This is a genomic window from Actinomycetospora sp. TBRC 11914 (genome assembly GCF_012933465.1).
Classification (GTDB): Bacteria; Actinomycetota; Actinomycetes; order Mycobacteriales; family Pseudonocardiaceae; genus Actinomycetospora.
Genome location: NZ_JABBND010000002.1, coordinates 120054 through 136867, shown reverse-complemented (window position 1 = coordinate 136867; position 16814 = coordinate 120054). Strand labels below are relative to the sequence as shown.

Genomic DNA, 16814 nt, shown 5'->3' with positions numbered 1-16814 from the left:
GGGGCGAGGGTCGCCAGGAGGGCCGACGGTCCCGGGATCGACCGGGTCGCTCGTCCCCGGCCGACGATGCGGGCCCTCCGGCCCTGTCCGGGCAGCGCAACATCGGCGGATGCTGCGGTCCCCGCCGAGGAGGTGGACGGTGGAACGACTCGCCCGCCAGGTCCGCGAGCTCATCGTCGCGTCGGACCACTACCGGCAGACGATGGCCGCGGGGCTGCGCATCGGGATCAGCGAGTCCGCGGTGCTGGGGCACCTGCTGCACAACGGGCGGCAGACGCCGTCGGTCATCGCCGCGCGCGTCGGACTCACCCCGGCGAGCACCACGGCGCTGCTCGACCGGCTCGCCGGCGCCCAGCTGGTCCGCCGGATGCCCAACCCGCACGACCGGCGCAGCGTGCTCGTCGAGCTCACCGACCTCGGGCGCTCCGGGGTGGAGGAGATGTACACGATGTTCGCCATCGACATCGACGCCGCCCTGGACCAGGCCGATCCCCGGCTCCGGGAGGAGCCCGAGCTCCGCGAGGCCCTCACCGACCTGCTGGGGCGGATGGCCGCCGCGCTGCGCGAGCGCAGCGGCGACCGGCGGGGCATCGAGGAGGCCCTCGCGGAGGCCCACGAGGCACCCGGCCCCGGGACCGACGAGGCCGGCCGGCCCGACGGGCCCGACGACGAGGCGGCGGGGGAGGTCGGCGACGACGACCGTCACCGTCGGTCCGGCTGATCCGCGGACGACGCCACGTGGGGGCCCAGCGCGGTCTCCACCCCGAGCACGTCCCCCGCCCGCCGGCGCAGGGCGGCCGCCGTCAGGGCGACGAACCCGCCCACGGCCCGGCGCCACCCCGGGTCGTCCCGCAACCGCGGGTCGGCCCGGTCGAGCGCGGCCTCGACGTCGGCGACGAAGACCCGGTGCGCGGCCAGCGCCACCGCGAACCCCAGGTCGGTCAGCTCGACGAGCACGCTGCGCCGGTCCTGCAGATGAGGCCGGCGGCTGACCCAGCCCGCCGCGGCGAGCCGGTCGACCAGCGCCGTCGTGCTCGTCCGGGAGAGCCCGGTGCGCGCGGCGATCAGGCTCGGCGGACGCGCGCCGTGGTGCAGCAGGAACTCGAGCGCCGTCGCCTCGACCGGGGTGACGGCCAGGGCGGCGGCGACCGCGCGCCGGTGGATCTCCTCGGCCACGACCAGCTCGCGGACCGCGGCGGCCAGCGCCCGCGCCGCCGCGTCCCGCCGCCCCGGTCGGGGGCCGCTCGTTTCGGTCGTCGTAATACTCCGTCCCCGGATCATTCCGCGCGGCCCCTCCGGACGACCGGGTCGAGGACGGGACCCTCGCCTCTACCGTCGGGGGCGACCGTCGAGCGAGGAGACCCCGATCAGACCCGGACCCACCCCGGACACGGCCCGCATCCTCACCCAGTGGCACTGCGTGAGCTGCGACGTCGCCGGCCGCGACCCGGACCCCGACCCCGCGTGCTGGAGCTGCGGGCGGCGCGGCGTGACCGTCACCGCCCGGCCGGCGGTGGGTCCTCCGGACTGATCTCCCCGTCGGCGGTCCCGGCGCTCTCCTCGGCCCCGGCCTCGGCCCGGGCGTCTGCCCCCGCCTCGGCCTCGACCTCCAGGGCCGAGGAGAGCAACCGGTCCAGCGCCGCCAGCGAGTGCCGCGGGCCGCGCCGGTCGATCACCACCGGGTCCTCGTCGGGGGTCCCCGCCTCGGCGAGGCCGTCGGTGATCGCCTGCGCCGAGCGGATCGCCCCGGTGGCGAAGCGGTCCGCCGCGACGTGCTTCGACGGCGGCGTGAACTCCCGCTCCTCCCCCGGGGCGTCCTGCTCGGCACCGTCGGGCATCAGCTCGTCACGGCGCACATGCCCCGGTCGGCCGTGGCGGGGCCCGCGGCGGACGGGCGGACGTCGAAGTCGAAGATCGCCGTGGGCAGGTAGAGCGAGCAGCAGGCGTTGGGGATGTCCACCACGCCGCTGATCCGGCCCTCGATCGGCGCGGAACCGAGCAGCAGGTAGGCCTGCTCGCCCGTGTACCCGAACTTCTTGAGGTACTCGACGGCGTTGAGGCACGCCCGCCGGTAGGCCAGCGTCGCGTCGAGGTACTCGTTGGTGTCGGTCTCGTGGTCTACCGAGATGCCGATGAAGGTCAGGAACTCCGAGTAGCGCGGCTCCACGTTGCCCGGCATGAAGATCGGGTTGGTGGTCACCCCGTAGGTCTCCATCCCGCCCTTGATGAGGTCGACGCCGAAGTCGATGAAGCCGCCCATCTCGATGGCGCCGCAGAAGGTGATCTCGCCGTCGCCCTGGCTGAAGTGCAGGTCGCCGCCGGAGAGCTTGGCCCCGTCGACGTGCACCGGGTAGTAGACCCGGCTGCCGCGGGTGAAGTTCTTGATGTCGTGGTTCCCGCCGTTCTCGCGGGCCGGCACCGTCCGGGCGCCCTCCCGCGCGATCTGGTCGGCGAGCGACCCGGTCGCCTGCCCGCCGAGGGAGTTCTCGGTCAGCGGCGGGAGCGCCAGCGCCGGCACCCGGTCCGGGTCGCGGTCGATGAGGGCCTGCTCCCGGCGGTTCCAGCGCGCGAGCAGGTCGGCCGAGGGCGCGGTGCCGAACAGGCCGGGGTGGGTGATGCCGGTGTAGCGGATGCCGGGCAGGTGCCGCGAGGTCGCGACCTGCCCGCGGAAGTCCCAGATCGCCTTGGCCGCGTCCGGGTAGAAGTCGGTGAGGAACCCGCCGCCGTTGGTCTTGGCGAAGATCCCGGTGTAGCCCCAGCCCTGGCCGGGGGCGTCGCCCTTCTCCTGGGGCGCCTGGCACGGCCCGAGGTCGAGGATGTCGACGACGAGCAGGTCGCCGGGCTCCGCACCCTCGACGCCGATGGGGCCGGACAGCATGTGCGCGTGGGTCAGGTCGACGTCGCGGACGTCGTTGGCCGAGTCGTTGTTGCCGAGCTGCGCGTCGGTCCACTCCCGGCACTCCACCCGGAACTCGGACCCGGGGCGGACCATCGCGGCCAGCGGGATATCCGGGTGCCACCGGTTGTGGCCGGGCACGGCCTGGTCGCGCATGGACTTGGACTGGTCGACCTCGAAGACGGTCTCGGGCACGGGGATCACTCCTTTGTGACGGGGCCGGCACCGGCCGGCCGGGACCCGGCCCGCGACGGGCCGGAGGGGCCTGGAGGGCGGGCCGCACGCGGCCCGCCCTCCAGGCGGCGGCGGACCCTCAGGTCCGCGAGAGCGGCCGGTCCGGGCTGGGCTCGGGCTCGGGCGCGGTGGGGGTCGGCGTCGGCTCGGGCTCCTCGACGGCGTGCCGCGGACCCGCGCCGCGCAGGGTCGGCAGCAGGGCGACGACCATCACCACGCCGACGACGGCGAGCACGATCGCGGTGAGCCCCCGGTTCTGCCAGTAGCCGGCGAGCAGCAGGAAGCCGGGCACGGCGGCCGTCACCCATCCCTCGATGAGCGCGACCCAGCCGGTGTACCTCGTCAACCGCTCCCGCTTGAGGCCGAGCAGCACGAAGAACAACGCCCACAGCAGCGACCAGTAGAGCCAGATAACCCCGAACGGCTGGTTGGCGAGCTGGCCGAAGTTCAGCGCCGAGAAACCGAGCGCCGCGATGGCCACGAACAGCGAGAACCAGCCGACCCCGGTCGTGTCGAGGTCGGCGAGGAGGCCAATCCCCACGTACAGATAGGTGAACCCGAAGAGGTAGAGCCCCGACGCCTGCAGGATCGTCGAGGTGTCACCGTTCGCCGTGAAGATCAGATAGGTCGGCGTGACCACCTGGAGCGTGCCGACGAAGAGGTTCAGGATGGCGGCGGCCTTGGCCTCGACCCACCCCAGCAACAAGAGGCCGTTCATGAACAGCACGGCCCCGACGTAGAACAGTCCCACGGACGCCATGGCGACGTCCCCCTCTCACTGGCCGGAGGCCCGGGCACGGCCCGGGCCCGGATCGACCCCCCACCCGGACGCGACGTCGGGACGCGTCCGGCAGCCCCCTCGGAGCCGGCCCGGCCTACAGCCGACGGCCCGGACCGGGTCGCGAGACGACCTCGGGCTCGTCACGGCTGCGCTCCTCGCGGGCGTGGGCCTCACGGATCCCGCGGGGCAGCCGTGCCAGGGCGGGCGCCGTCCACCGGCGGCGCGTCCAGGTCCCGCAGCGGGGACACGACGCGTGCTCGGGCGCCCGCCCCAGGGGGAAGGTCAGGTCCACCGACCCGCACTCGGGACAGCGATACGCGTAGGTGACCATGAGGACCTCCCTCCCGCTCCGGCCCTCGTCGGCCGGGAGGGGGAACGGTCCGCGCGCGGCGCCGGGCCCATCAGGGCCGAAGGTCCCTCCGGGCCCGGGACATGGGGTCCGCCCCGGTGAGGGCCCGGCACCGCCGTCAGGAGGAGGCCGGCTGCGTCGTCCCGGTCCGGCGTGCCCCGCGGCCCGGCAGGTCCGGGTCGCACGGATCGGGCGTCTCGGGCACCGCCAGCCAACGGCGCACGTCCTCGGTCGCGAGGGCGAGGGCGCGGACGCGGGCCGCGTCCCGCGCCGCCCGCGGGAGCCCCTGCTGCACGCAGCAGAACCGGTGATAGACGTCGCCGACGCCGGCCCCGGTCACCGCCCGGCCCCAGCGCACCAGGGCGACCCGCAGGTGCCCGGACCACGACCCGTCGTCGCGCGCGAGCCGCCGGGCCGCGCGGCGGTGCACCCGCCGCAGCACCGGGTCCTCCGGTGCGTGCTGCAGGCCGGCGCGCGCCACCGCCCGCACCACCACGTCCGTCGCGACGCCCGGCCCCACCGCCCCGGCCAGCCGGGGCGCGAGCAGCGCCAGCGCGGGCCGCGCGGGCGCCCGGACGTCGTCGTTGACGCGGCGCGCGAGCTCGCCCAGCGCGCGGTCGGTGCAGCGCGGGTGGTCGCTCCACGGCTCGCCCGCCAGCACCGAGACGTACTCCATCACGCACGAGCCCCGGTCCGGGGCCCGGTGCCTCCCGACCGAGAGGACCGGCAGGCCGTCCGGGACCTCCGCGGTCCTCCCGTCGTGCTCCTGGGAGATCATCGGACCCTCAGATCTCTGATCGGTCCCGCTGCCCGGCCCCCGCCAGGGCGGCCAGGATCGCGACGTCGAGGGCGATCAGGAGGATGGACCACAGCGGCGCCGCCGGCAGCCACACCAGCTGCACGAGCGCGTGGATGCCGACGATCACCATCCCCGCCACGCGGGCCCAGGGCTGGTCACCGCTGAGGATCCCGGCGCCGACCAGGGCCGTCACGGCGCCGACGATGAGGTGGATCCAGGCCCAGGTGCCGAGTCCGAAGGCGACGAGCACGCCGTTGACGGACACGTAGTAGGTGGGGGTGAACAGGGCGTAGAGACCCTCGATCACCCCGAAGACGCCGACGACGACCATGATGATCCCGGCGAAGCGCACCCAGCCGCTCATGGCGGGCTCGCGGACGCCGGTGGGCATCGGGGCACCGGGTGGTCGCGTCCCGGCCCGGGTGTCGGTGCGCGGTTCGGTGCTGTAGTCGGTCATGGCTCCTCCTCGTCGGTCCGCCGGCGGTCCGTGACCAGCGTCGGCAGGCCGGGGAGCCGCCGCGAGGGTCCGAAGACCCGGTCACGGGGAGTCGCCGGACCCGAGGTCGACTCAGGGCCGGGGGCGCACCGGGGTGTCGTCCCCGAGGGACCGGGGCGCGGCGGCCGTCCCGCCGCCGGTCCACCACCAGCCCGGCGGCGGGCCCTCCGGTCCCGGCGCCGCCGTCCGCCCGTCGTCACGGGCCCGGACGGGGCGCACCCGCCTGCCCTCCCGCGCCGCGCGCGTGCCGATCCTGCGGCCGACGATGGTCATCGATTCCTCCTCGGGAGCGCCCGTGACGCCTCAGACCGGGACCCCGCCGGCCTCCTCGGGAGGCACCGGGGACCGCGACAGCGCGGACAGCGCCGCGCGCAGGAGCTCCCGGCGCTCGAGGAGCTCCCGCCGGTAGGACGGGTTCTCGGTGGCGGCGATCTCGGCGGACAGGTCGCCCAGGTGCCCCGCCAGGAACACCGCGACCGCTCCGGCCTGGGCCTCGGACAGCTCGACGGCCATGCTCCACCCCTTCCGAGCCCGGGCGGGGCTCGCCCTGCGCACCCAGGCTGGAGGTCGCCCGGCCGGGACGCGAGGGGGCGGCGGTCCTGCCGCGGCGGGACCACCGGCCCTTCTCCCCCGGCGGGCCGGGCCCGACCAAGGGCGCCCTTCGGCCGGACTGGGCCGTCGGGGTGGTGTCCGTCTCGCCGCCGGCGTGCCCGGGCGAGGGCAGCCGTACCTCAGTGGGCCGCCCGGGACCGTCCGGACCCGCTCCGACGGGGGCCACCGCGGTGCCCGTGGCCCGGCCCAGGCAAGGCTCCCCTCGCGGGGGCACCGGTGATGGCGGGCTGCGCGGAAGTGGTCGTCGTGCCCGGTTCGTGGTGTGCTCCCCGGTCGTGACCGACGACCGCGCGGTGCTCCCCACCCACGAGCACGAGCCCCACACCGAGGCCAGCGACGCCCGCCTCAACTGGCTGCGCGCCGGGGTGCTCGGCGCCAACGACGGCATCGTGTCCGTCGCCGGCATCGTGCTCGGCGTCGCCGGGGCGACCGCCGAGCGCGCGCCGATCCTCACCGCCGGGGTCGCCGGCCTCGTCGCGGGGGCGGTGTCGATGGCCCTCGGCGAGTACGTGTCGGTGTCCAGTCAGCGCGACTCGCAGCGCTCGATGCTCGCCAAGGAGCGCCGGGAGCTCGCCGAGGACCCCGAGGACGAGCTCGCCGAGCTGACCGCGATCTACGAGGGCAAGGGACTCTCGCCCGAGACCGCCGAGCAGGTCGCCCGCGAGCTGACCGACCACGACGCGTTCGCCGCGCACGTCGAGGCCGAGCTCGGCATCGACCCCGAGGAGCTCTCCAGCCCGTGGCAGGCGGCGGGCGCCTCGGCGCTGGCGTTCACCCTCGGCGGCATCCTGCCGATGCTCGCGATCCTGCTCCCGCCCGCGGGCTGGCGGGTGCCGGTGACGTTCGTGGCCGTGCTCGTCGCGCTCGGCCTCGCCGGGTGGATCTCGGCGACCCTGGGCGGCAGCTCGGTCCGCAAGGCAGTGCTGCGCGTGGTGATCGGCGGCGCGCTCGGCCTCGCGGTCACCTACGGCATCGGGTCCCTCGTGGGCACGGCGGTCGGCTGAGGATGACCGAGCCGTCCACGGACGCGTCCACCACCGACGCCGTCGAGGTCGCCGTCGCGGTCCCGGCCACGCCGGAGCTGGCCTGGGACGCCGTCGTCGCCCTCCCCGACGTGCGGGCCTGGCTGGAGCCGGCGCACGTCGAGTCGCGGGCCGACGGCACGATCGCGGTCGCCACCGGGGGCGAGGACGCCGTGCGGGTCGTCGCCCGGGAGCCCGGGCACCGGCTGGTGACCGAGGCCGACGTCGTCGTCGCCGGCGAGCACGCCGTGCTCACCACCACCTGGACCGTCGCGCCGCACGGCGCCGGGACCACCGCGGTGCGGGTGGCGACGACGGGCCTGGGCGCCGCGGCCGCCCGCGAGCCGGGCACCGCGCTGCGCGAGCGGGCGGCGACGGCGCTGTCCGCGCTCGCCGTGCACCTCCGGCACTTCGGTGACCGGGTCGGGACGGGCGCCGCCGTCCACGCCTGGGGGCCGTCGCGGGGGCGCTCCGCCGACAGCGGCCACGAGCGCGCGCACGCCCGCTTCCTCTCCCAGGTCGGCGTCCTCGTCCCCCGACAGCCGGTCACCGCGTTCCGCGGCGTCCCGCCGTTCGCGGGCACCTGCCTGGAGCGCCGGGCCGGCCACCACCACAGTGCCGCGCTGCTCCTGCTCGACGCGCCCGCGCCCGGCGTCGCCACCCTCGCCACGACCGGGACCGACCCCGTCCACGAGGTCCGCGCGGTGCTCTACGGCGACACGGCGGCGGAGGTCGCGGAACGGTTCGCCGCCCAGTGGTCGGCCTGGCTGGCGAACCCCTGACCGGTCACCCTGTGATGCGTCAGCGCGACGCGTGCAGGGCCGGGCGCGGGAACCCGAACCGCACCGTCACGCCCGTCGAGAAGTGCACGAGGTCCGGCGGCCGCCCGGCGAGCGCGGGGAAGCCTGCCGCCGCGACGAGCTCGTCGTCGCAGGTCAGGAGCTCGGCCCGACGCAACGGCCACGGCTCGTGGACGTTGGGGACGTACCAGGTCACGCCCGCGTGCGCCTCGTGCAGCCCCCAGCGCGCGGTGAGGAAGTCCGCGAGCGGGTCGCCCGCGACGGGCTCCCCGAGGCGCAGGGCCACGACGCTGCGGTGCCCGCCGGTGCGCGTGACCGTCCGGTAGCAGACCGTGCCGTCGGTGTGGGAGAACGCCATCCGCGCCCACCGGTAGGGCAGCCCGAACGCGGCCTGCGCGCCGAGGACCACCGCGAGCCGCGAGGCGTCGAGGCTGCGGAACACGATGCCGCGGCGGCCGGTGTCGTCGACGGTGTAGAGCCGGACGTTGGTCTCGAGGAACGTCCCGAACCAGGGCACCGACGGCCCGCGGGCGACGCCGGCGCCGACCATGCGGAACGGCACGAGCCCGACGTAGGTGGCGCCGTCGGCGACGTCGGGGTGCACCCCGCGCGGCAGCAGCGGCGCCACGTCGGCGGGGTCCACGGCCCAGTGCAGGAACCCGGCGTCGCGCCAGGACTGCGTCATCATCGTCGGCCCGGAGTAGCCGGGCGCGTGCACGGTGACGGGTTCGACGGCGGGTGCGCTCACCGCACTGACGTGCCCCGGAGTGCGCGGTCCCACGCGCGGGCACCCGGGGACGTGTCCGACACCGCCGGCCCCGCCATCGGGTCCACCTTCCCGCCGGGGTTCTTCGACCGCTCCGACGAGCGCGACGACGCCGAGTTCTACGGTCCGCCCCGGCTCGTGCAGCACATCGACGACGCGGCGGTGGCCGCGGTGTCCGCCTGGTACGACGAGGTCGGCGTCGACGGCGACGTCCTGGACCTCATGTCGTCGTGGGTCTCGCACCTCTCGACGCCGCCGCGGCACCTCACGGTCCTCGGCATGAACGCCGCCGAGCTGGGCTCCAACACCTGGGCGCACGAGCGCGTGGTGCACGACCTCAACGCCGACCCGCGCCTGCCCTTCCCCGACGCGTCCTTCGACACCGTGGTCTGCACCGTCTCGGTCGACTACCTGACGAGCCCGGTCGCGGTGTTCCGCGACGTCGCGCGGGTGCTGCGCTCGGGCGGCCGCTTCGCGCTGGCCTTCTCGAACCGCTGCTTCCCGACGAAGGCCGTGCGCGGCTGGCTCGCGACCGACGACGCCGGGCACCAGCGCATCGTCGCCGCCTACTTCCGCGCGTCGGGCGCGTTCGCCGAGCCGGTGGTCGAGACGCGGCCCTCGGCCGGCGACCCCGTCTTCGGGGTGAGTGCCACGCGTCGCTGAACGGCGCCCCCGGACGGAATACGCCGCCATGCGCCCGGCGCTCGCACCGACATGGCACTGACGCGCTTCGGCGGACCGCTCTCCCGATCCCTGCCCGAGACCCGGACGTTCACCGTCGAGGGCCCGGCCCACTCGCTGCTGCTCGAGCCGTTCCGGCGGCGGGTCCGTGCCCTGGTCGACGACGGCGAGGGCAACGAGGTGGTCGTGCTCGACACCGTCCGGGGCGCGCTGCTGCACGAGACCGGTCTCGGCCCGCAGCTCTACCTGCCCGCCGAGGACGTCCGGGCCGAGCTCCTGTCCCCCAGCGACCACTCGACGCACTGTCCGTTCAAGGGCGACGCGAGCTACCAGCACCTCACCGTCGGTTCCCGCACGATCGAGAACGCCGTGTGGTCCTACCCCGACCCGAAGCCCGACGCGTCCTGGCTGGCCGGGCTCGTCGCCCTCCCGATGAGCGCCGCCGACCGCTGGCTCGACGAGGACGAGGAGGTGCTCGGGCACCTCACCGACCCCTACCACCGCGTCGACCTGCGCCCGACCAGCCGCGAGGTCACCGTCACCGCCCCCGACGGCACCGTCGTCGCGCGGACCACGCACGCCGTCCTGCTCGACGAGACCGGCCTCGACGTCCGCTTCTACGTCGACCGCGCCGACGTCCACGCCGAGCTGCGCCCCAGCGGCACGACGACGGTGTGCCCCTACAAGGGTGTCGCGAGCTACTGGGCGGTCCAGGCGGGCAGCACCGAGATCGTCGATGGCGCGTGGTCCTACGAGGCGCCCCGCGACGAGTCCCGCGGCATCGCCGGCAAGGTCTGCTTCACCGACGACTTCTCCGTCGTCGCGGCACGCTGACGCCGGGCGGTCGTCGCGGCGAGCTGAGGCGTCGCCGCGGCGGGCCGCCGTCAGCCCTCCGCGGCCAGCAGCACCTCGCGCAGCGCCTGCGCCTGCCCCGCGCGCCGTGCCGTCTCCGTGATCAGGTGCAGCAGGATCCACCGGAGCTCGATGTGGCCGCGCCGGTCGTCGCGGACCGTGTCGTCGAGGGACTCGGCGCCGGCCAGCGCGTCGCGTCCTTTCTCGCAGACCTCCTGGTAGTCGCCGACCAACATCGCCGGGTCCTCGAGGCCGCTCACGCGGAAGGCCTCGTCGGAGTCGTCGACGTAGCTGAACGAGTACGACGCGCGGCCGCCGCGCTCGCCCCAGCGCTCGACGAGCCAGATCCGCTCGAGCTCGGTGAGGTGCCGGACGATGCCGGTGAGGCTGGCGCCGGTCTCCGGGACCCGGCGGCGCAGGGCCGCCGGGGGCAGGCCGTCGAGCGCCAGGACCACCTGGCTGCGGAAGTAGTCGAGCCAGCCCTCGAGGGCCTCGCGCTCGTCGGCCACCTCGGGGGGATGCCGGCGTCGGACGGGAGCGCGGAAGGCCACGGGGCCGGTGTCGCCGTCGTCGTGCCCCGGTGCGTCGGGGTCACGGCCGTGCTGCTCGTCGAAGGTCACTCTCGTCCCGGGGTCGGCCGGTGCGGGCGCGCGGCGCCACCCCCGCGGGGCGCCCTCCCACAAGGGGCAACGAGGGAGCATGCCTGCCCGACCCGTCCGCGACAAGCCGCTATCGGGGGTCGGGCCCGCACGGGGACTCAGTCCGAGGGCATCGTGACCAGCGCCTCGAGCGCGGGCACGGCCGCGGCGAGCGCCTCCCGGTGCTCGGGGGCGAGCCGCTCCAGGCGCTCGGCGAGGACCGCGGTCCGCTCGGTGCGCAGCTGCTCGATCATGGCGCGGCCCTCGGGCGAGAGCTCGACGAGCGCCGACCGCGCGTCCTGCGGGTCCGGCGTGCGGACCAGGAGCCCGGCGTCGTCGAGCGCGGCGAGGACGCGGCTCATGGTCGGCGGGGTGACCGCCTCGCGGCGGGCGAGCTCGGAGAGGCGCAGCGGCTCGTGCTCCTCGAGCGTGACGAGCACCGAGGTCTGCAGCGGGGGCAGCACCGCGGCGGAGTCCACGCGGATGCGGCGGTTCAGCCGGCCGATCGCGAGGCGCAGGCGGGCGGGGAGCATCGGGTCGTCGATCGTCGGCGTGCCCGGCTCGGTGGTGGTGGCGGACGAAGAGGCGGCCATACCTCATCGTCGCACTACTTAGCCTCCGCACACACCACCGGGCGGGGTGTTTCCGGCCGCTTTCGTCCTGTTTCCGGCCAGCGGTACGGCCGTCCGGGGGCAGCTCAGAGCTTGCGGAGCCGGATCCGTCGCACGGAGTGATCAGGACCCTTCGTCAGCACGAGCCCGGCCCGCGACCGGGTGGGCGCGATGTTCTCCCGCAGGTTCGGGCCGTTGATCTCGTCCCAGAGCTGCGCGGCGCGGGCCCGGGCCGCCTCGGTGTCCATCTCGGCGTAGCGGCGGAAGTACGACGCCGGGTCGCGGAACGCGGTCTCGCGCAGCGCGAGGAAGCGCTCGATGTACCAGCGGCGGACGTCCGCGGGGTGGGCGTCGACGTAGATCGAGAAGTCGATGAGGTCGCTGACCGCGAGCGCGCTCGCCCGTTCCCCGGTCTGCGGCGCCGGCTGCAGCACGTTGAGCCCCTCGAGCACGAGGATGTCCGGCCGCGCCACCGGGCGCTGCTCGTCGAGCACGTCGTAGACGAGGTGGGAGTAGACCGGCGCCGGGACCTCGGGCTTGCCCGCCTTGACGTCGGAGACGAACCGCAGCAGCGCCCGCCGGTCGTAGGACTCCGGGAACCCCTTGCGGGTCATGATCCCCCGCCGCTCGAGCTCGGCGTTGGGGTAGAGGAACCCGTCGGTGGTCACCAGCGCGACGTCCGGGTGGTCGTCCCAGCGCGCGAGCAGCAGGCGCAGCAGCCGGGCGGTGGTCGACTTGCCGACCGACACCGACCCGGCGATCCCGATGACGAACGGGGTGCGCTCCTCGTCCTGGCGCAGGAACGTCCGGTACGCCTCGAGCAGCCCGGCCGAGGCGCGCACGTGCAGGTCGAGCAGCCGGGAGACGGGCAGGTAGACGTCCCGGACCTCGTCGAGGTCCACCGGGTCGCCGAGGGAGCGGAGCTCCTCGAGCTCGTCCGCGGTCAGGGGGAGGTCGCCGGACTCGTCCCGCAGCTCGGCCCAGGCGGAACGGTCGAAGTCGACGAACGGGGACCCGCTCATGGGGTCCCATTCTGGCGGGGCCCACCCCGCCGCCCGCCACCGGCTGTCCCGGACGTCACGTCGCGGTCTCGATTCAGCACCCCGGCGCGCCGCTGGTCACGCCGCCCCGGTTCGCCCCCGGAGTGATCATCGGTGCGGAGGGTGTCGGACCCGGCCCGTACCCTGGGGCCGTGGCGAAGACGGCGACGAACGACCGGGTCGAGCGCGAGGAGCTCACGGAGTTCCTGCGCACCCGGCACCACGCGATCGTGGTGACCCGGCGCAAGGACGGCGGCGAGCAGACCTCCCCGGTGACCCTGGGGATCGACGCCCAGGGCCGGCTGCTCGTCTCGACCTACCCGGAGCGCGCCAAGGTCCACAACATCCGCCGCGACCCGGCCGTCGCGATGTGCGTGCTCTCGGACGACTTCGACGGCCCGTGGGTGCACGTCGAGGGCACCGCCGAGGTCCTCGACCTCCCCGAGGCCCTCGACCCGCTGTGCGAGTACTTCCGGTCCATCTCCGGCGAGCACCCGGACTGGGACGAGTACAAGGAGGCGATGGCGTCGCAGGGCAAGTGCCTGGTGCGCCTCTCGGTCGAGCGCTGGGGCCCGATCGCCACCGGCGGCTTCCCGGCACGGCTCCAGTCCGACTGAGAGGACACCCCGGTCCCGATGGACGTCCTGCTCTCCGTGCTCGGCCTCGTCGGGGTCCTCGCGGTCACGCTCGGCACGGCGGTGTTCGTCGCGGCCGAGTTCTCGCTGACCACGCTCGAGCGCAGCCAGGTCGACCACCACGTCGCCGAGGTCGGTGACCGGCGGGCCCGGGCCGTCGCGAAGGCCCACCGCAACCTCTCCTTCGAGCTCTCCGGGGCCCAGCTGGGGATCACGATCACCACGCTGGTCACCGGCTACATGGCGCAGCCGGCGATCGCGACGCTCATCTCCCCGCTGCTGGCCGACGTCGGGCTGTCCGAGGGCGCCGCGACCGGGACGGCGGCGGTGATCGCGCTGGTCCTCGCGACCGCGCTGTCGATGGTGTTCGGCGAGCTGGTGCCGAAGAACCTCGCGATCGCGGTGCCGCTGCGGACCGCGCGCGCCGTCGCCGGGCTCCAGGCCGCGTTCTCGCGGGTGCTGTCGTGGTTCATCTCCGGGCTCAACGGCGCCGCCAACTGGATCGTGCGCCGGCTCGGCGTGGAGCCCGCCGAGGAGCTGCGCTCGGCCCGCTCCCCCCAGGAGCTGGGCTCGCTGGTGGCCACGAGCGCCGAGCAGGGCACGATCGACGAGGGCACGGCCGCCGTCCTCACCCGCTCGCTGCGGGTCGGCGAGCGCACCGCGGACGAGCTGATGACCCCGCGGGTCCGGGTGGAGACCCTCGCGATCGACGACACCGTGGACGACCTGCTCGCCGCCGCGGTGCGCACCGGGCTCTCGCGGTTCCCGGTGGTGGAGGGCGACCTCGACGACGTCCGCGGCGTCGTGCACGTCAAGCAGGCGTTCGCCGAGCCGCGGGCGCGCCGGGGGAACACCCTGGTCCGCAACCTCATGCGCACCCCCACCACCGTCCCCGACTCCCTCGACGGCGACGAGCTGCTCGACCGGCTGCGCGGCGCGGGCTTCCAGATGGCCGTCGTCGTCGACGAGTACGGCGGCACGGCCGGGATCGTCACGCTCGAGGACCTCGTGGAGGAGATCGTCGGCGACGTCCGCGACGAGCACGACCGCGGCGAGGCGGCGCGGTTCCGCGACGCCGGGCCGGACAGCTGGGTGGTGTCGGGGACGCTGCGCCCCGACGAGCTCGCCGACCTCGTCGGCTGGTCGTTCCCCGACTCCGAGGTCTACGAGACGCTGGCCGGGTTCCTGCTCGCCGAGCTGGGCCGCATCCCCTCGGTCGGGGACCGCGTGACCCACGACGGCCGCACCCTCGTGGTGACCCGCATGGACCGGCGCCGGATCGCCGACGTGCGGATCACCGCGCCGGACCCGGCCGACGCCCGGCCGACGGGGGTGGGCTCGTGAGCGACGGGGTCGCGCTGCTCGTGATGGTCGCGCTGCTGCTGCTCAACGCGTTCTTCGTCGGCGGCGAGTTCGCGCTGATCTCGGCCCGGCGCGACCGGCTGGAGACGATGGTCGACGCCGGCACCTCCGGCGCCGGGACCGTGCTGCGGGCCAGCGAGCACCTGTCGATGATGCTCGCCGCGGCGCAGCTGGGGATCACGATCTGCTCGCTCGCCCTCGGCGCGCTGGGCGAGCCGGCGGTGGCCCACCTGCTCGAGGAGGTGTTCGGCCCGCTCGGGGTGCCCGACGCCGTGGTGCACCCGATCGCGTTCGTGATCGCCCTGCTCGCCGTCACCGTCCTGCACATCGTCATCGGCGAGATGGTCCCGAAGAACATCGCGATCGCCGGGCCGGAGCGCACCGCGGTCTGGCTGGTGCCGCCGCTGGTGTGGTTCGCCCGGATCACGCGCCCGGTGATCGCGCTGCTGAACTGGATCGCCAACCACGTGCTGAAGCTCCTCGGCGTCGAGCCCCGCGACGAGAAGGAGTCCGCGTACACGCCGTCCGAGCTCGCCGAGATGCTCTCGGAGTCCCGCCGCGAGGGCCTGCTCGACGCCTCCCAGACCCGGCGTCTCACGCAGGCGCTGCACACCGCCGAGCGGACCGTCGCCGACGTCCTGATCCCCCGGGAGCGGCTCACGGTGCTCCCCGCGCACCCCACCGTGGGCGCCCTCGAGGAGGCGGTGGCCCGGACCGGGTTCTCCCGCTACCCGGTCCAGGCGCCCGAGGCGCCGGACGCCCATCCCCGCCTCGACACCGACCCGCTCGAGCCGGGCACCGACCCCGTCCTGCCCCACCGCACCGGGGTCGCGCCGAGCGTGGAGCTCGACGGCTACCTGCACATCAAGGACGTGCTCGACCTGGACGGCGACCCGGACGACGTCGTGCCCGCCGAGCGGGTGCGCGCGCTCCCCCGGCTCTCGGTCGACGCGCCGGTCGACGAGGCCCTCGCCACCATGCGCCGCGAGGGCTCCCACCTCGCGCGGGCGGTGGACGGCGACGGGAGCACGGTCGGCGTCGTCGCCCTGGAGGACCTCGTCGAGGAGTACGTCGGCACCGTCCGCGACAGCACCCACGTGGCCCGCTCCCGGGGCGGCGCCTGACGCGGGCGCCGCATGGAATCGGGCGCGCGGGGGGACCTGTCGGGCATGGTCGCCGACTCGGGTGTGTCCCCCGCGGATCCTTCCGGTGCCCCCCACCGCACCGACGTCCTCGTCGTGGGTGCCGGGATCAGCGGGATCGCCTGCGCCCGGGCCCTGACCGAGGCCGGCGTGGCGGTGCGCGTCCTCGAGCGGGCCGGGCACGTGGGCGGGCGGCTCGCCAGCCCCGACCTGCCCCGCGGTGAGGGTGCCGGGTCCGCCCGCCCGGTCGACCTCGGCGCCGCCTACTTCACGGTCTCGGGCTCCGACGAGCCCGGCGCGCCCGAGTTCGCCGCGCTCGTCTCCGACTGGGACGCCCGCGGCCTCGCCCGGCCGTGGACCGACACGCTCGCCGCCCGCGACGGCGACGGCACCTGGGAGCCGAAGCGGGGCCCGCAGCGCTGGGCGGCGCCGGGCGGGCTGCGCTCGCTGGTCGCCGACCTCGCTCGGGGGCTGCGGGTGGAGACGCACCGGACGGTCACCCGGGTGACGCCCGGGCCCGCCGTCGACGACGAGGCGGCCTGCGCGGTGGTGCTCGCGATGCCCGACCCGCAGGCCGCGCGGCTGGTGGAACCGCCGCTGCGGGCCGCCGGGGTCCTGGCGGGCCGGGAGTGGGAGCCGGTGATCGCGGTGGCGCTGGGCTACGGGGAGCGGGGCTGGCGCGACGACTTCACCGCCGCCTTCGTCAACGGCCACCCCGACCTCTCCCTGATCGCCGACGACGGGGCCCGCCGCGGCGACCGCGCGCCGGTGCTCGTCGCGCACACCACCGGCGACCTCGCGCGCCGCCACCTCGACGACCCCGACGCCGTCGTACCGACGGTCGTCGACGCGGTCGGCGAGCTGCTCGGGCTCGAGGGCCGACCGGCCTGGACCCACGCGCACCGCTGGACCTACGCGAGCCCGGCGCAGCCCCACGACGCGGCGTACCACCTCGACGACGACCTCCTCGCCGTCGTCGGCGACGCGTGGGGCAGCCCGAAGGTCGAGACCGCGTGGCGGTCGGGGACGCTGCTCGGGCGGGCCCTCGCCGCGCGCGTCAGCTGCTGATCATCCGGGCCGCACCCGGTTAGGGTGCGG

General features: G+C 75.5%; 22 protein-coding genes. 9 read left to right on the top strand and 13 right to left on the bottom strand.

Annotated features, from left to right (window positions below):
• Positions 1-139 precede the first annotated feature (139 nt).
• On the top strand, positions 140-721 hold the full coding sequence (locus HH311_RS32525; protein WP_211189763.1) for a MarR family winged helix-turn-helix transcriptional regulator: 582 nt from the start codon (positions 140-142) through the stop codon (positions 719-721).
• Here HH311_RS32525 and HH311_RS06575 read toward each other — a convergent pair.
• From HH311_RS06575 to HH311_RS06535, 9 genes are all read right to left on the bottom strand, one after another.
• A complete protein-coding gene (locus HH311_RS06575) occupies positions 703-1281 on the bottom strand; it encodes a MarR family winged helix-turn-helix transcriptional regulator (RefSeq protein ID WP_211189762.1) in 579 nt (192 codons plus the stop codon). The genes HH311_RS32525 and HH311_RS06575 overlap by 19 nt on opposite strands.
• Before the next feature lie 215 nt (positions 1282-1496).
• Entirely contained in the window at positions 1497-1838 is a 342-nt protein-coding gene (locus tag HH311_RS06570; RefSeq protein WP_169182825.1) for a hypothetical protein, read from the bottom strand.
• A complete protein-coding gene (fmdA, locus tag HH311_RS06565; protein ID WP_169182824.1) occupies positions 1838-3091 on the bottom strand; it encodes a formamidase in 1254 nt (417 codons plus the stop codon). Before fmdA ends, HH311_RS06570 begins: the two co-directional genes overlap by 1 nt.
• A 118-nt stretch (positions 3092-3209) precedes the next feature.
• Positions 3210-3890, bottom strand: coding sequence for an AmiS/UreI family transporter (locus tag HH311_RS06560; RefSeq protein ID WP_169182823.1), 681 nt, complete (start codon positions 3888-3890; stop codon positions 3210-3212).
• 115 nt (positions 3891-4005) lie between these two features.
• Positions 4006-4242 carry an FmdB family zinc ribbon protein gene (locus HH311_RS06555; protein WP_169182822.1) on the bottom strand — a complete coding sequence of 79 codons (237 nt, stop codon included), beginning with the start codon at positions 4240-4242 and terminating at the stop codon, positions 4006-4008.
• Between the two features lie 136 nt (positions 4243-4378).
• A complete protein-coding gene (locus HH311_RS06550) occupies positions 4379-5038 on the bottom strand; it encodes a hypothetical protein (RefSeq protein ID WP_169182821.1) in 660 nt (219 codons plus the stop codon).
• Positions 5039-5045: 7 nt separating this feature from the next.
• Complete coding sequence (locus HH311_RS06545; RefSeq protein WP_169182820.1) at positions 5046-5516, bottom strand: hypothetical protein; 471 nt, start codon at positions 5514-5516, stop codon at positions 5046-5048.
• Positions 5517-5627: 111 nt separating this feature from the next.
• Positions 5628-5828 carry a hypothetical protein gene (locus HH311_RS06540; RefSeq protein WP_169182819.1) on the bottom strand — a complete coding sequence of 67 codons (201 nt, stop codon included), beginning with the start codon at positions 5826-5828 and terminating at the stop codon, positions 5628-5630.
• Between the two features lie 30 nt (positions 5829-5858).
• Entirely contained in the window at positions 5859-6068 is a 210-nt protein-coding gene (locus HH311_RS06535) for a hypothetical protein (RefSeq protein WP_169182818.1), read from the bottom strand.
• Positions 6069-6442: 374 nt separating this feature from the next.
• Here HH311_RS06535 and HH311_RS06530 point away from each other — a divergent pair, with 374 nt between their 5' ends.
• Positions 6443-7171 carry a VIT family protein gene (locus HH311_RS06530; protein WP_169182817.1) on the top strand — a complete coding sequence of 243 codons (729 nt, stop codon included), beginning with the start codon at positions 6443-6445 and terminating at the stop codon, positions 7169-7171.
• 2 nt (positions 7172-7173) lie between these two features.
• Positions 7174-7971 carry an SRPBCC domain-containing protein gene (locus HH311_RS06525; RefSeq protein WP_169182816.1) on the top strand — a complete coding sequence of 266 codons (798 nt, stop codon included), beginning with the start codon at positions 7174-7176 and terminating at the stop codon, positions 7969-7971.
• Positions 7972-7990: 19 nt separating this feature from the next.
• On the opposite strand, the gene HH311_RS06520 is transcribed toward HH311_RS06525, so the two are convergent.
• A complete protein-coding gene (locus tag HH311_RS06520) occupies positions 7991-8737 on the bottom strand; it encodes a YqjF family protein (protein ID WP_169182815.1) in 747 nt (248 codons plus the stop codon).
• 51 nt (positions 8738-8788) lie between these two features.
• On the opposite strand from HH311_RS06520, the gene HH311_RS33150 reads away from it, so the two are divergent.
• Both HH311_RS33150 and HH311_RS06510 read left to right on the top strand, forming a co-directional pair.
• Positions 8789-9418: a methyltransferase domain-containing protein gene (locus tag HH311_RS33150; RefSeq protein WP_169182814.1), complete on the top strand. Its 630-nt coding sequence runs from the start codon at positions 8789-8791 to the stop codon at positions 9416-9418.
• Between the two features lie 51 nt (positions 9419-9469).
• Positions 9470-10270, top strand: coding sequence for a DUF427 domain-containing protein (locus HH311_RS06510; RefSeq protein ID WP_169182813.1), 801 nt, complete (start codon positions 9470-9472; stop codon positions 10268-10270).
• Between the two features lie 50 nt (positions 10271-10320).
• Here the strand turns inward: HH311_RS06510 and HH311_RS06505 are convergent, their stop codons facing one another.
• From HH311_RS06505 to coaA, 3 genes are all read right to left on the bottom strand, one after another.
• Entirely contained in the window at positions 10321-10908 is a 588-nt protein-coding gene (locus tag HH311_RS06505; protein ID WP_169182812.1) for a DUF664 domain-containing protein, read from the bottom strand.
• A gap of 137 nt (positions 10909-11045) precedes the next feature.
• Entirely contained in the window at positions 11046-11519 is a 474-nt protein-coding gene (locus HH311_RS06500; RefSeq protein WP_169182811.1) for a MarR family winged helix-turn-helix transcriptional regulator, read from the bottom strand.
• A 104-nt stretch (positions 11520-11623) separates the two neighbouring features.
• Positions 11624-12559, bottom strand: coding sequence for a type I pantothenate kinase (gene coaA, locus HH311_RS06495; protein WP_169182810.1), 936 nt, complete (start codon positions 12557-12559; stop codon positions 11624-11626).
• 170 nt (positions 12560-12729) lie between these two features.
• On the opposite strand from coaA, the gene HH311_RS06490 reads away from it, so the two are divergent.
• The 4 genes from HH311_RS06490 to HH311_RS06475 are packed head-to-tail and all read left to right on the top strand — an operon-like array spanning position 12730 to position 16784.
• Positions 12730-13194: a PPOX class F420-dependent oxidoreductase gene (locus HH311_RS06490; RefSeq protein ID WP_169182809.1), complete on the top strand. Its 465-nt coding sequence runs from the start codon at positions 12730-12732 to the stop codon at positions 13192-13194.
• Between the two features lie 18 nt (positions 13195-13212).
• Positions 13213-14556, top strand: a complete 1344-nt coding sequence (locus HH311_RS06485; RefSeq protein WP_169182808.1) for a hemolysin family protein — start codon at positions 13213-13215, stop codon at positions 14554-14556.
• On the top strand, positions 14553-15698 hold the full coding sequence (locus HH311_RS06480) for a hemolysin family protein (RefSeq protein WP_169182807.1): 1146 nt from the start codon (positions 14553-14555) through the stop codon (positions 15696-15698). The genes HH311_RS06485 and HH311_RS06480 overlap by 4 nt, the downstream gene beginning before the upstream one ends.
• Positions 15699-15743: 45 nt before the next feature.
• Positions 15744-16784: an NAD(P)/FAD-dependent oxidoreductase gene (locus tag HH311_RS06475; RefSeq protein WP_169182806.1), complete on the top strand. Its 1041-nt coding sequence runs from the start codon at positions 15744-15746 to the stop codon at positions 16782-16784.
• Positions 16785-16814 lie beyond the last annotated feature (30 nt).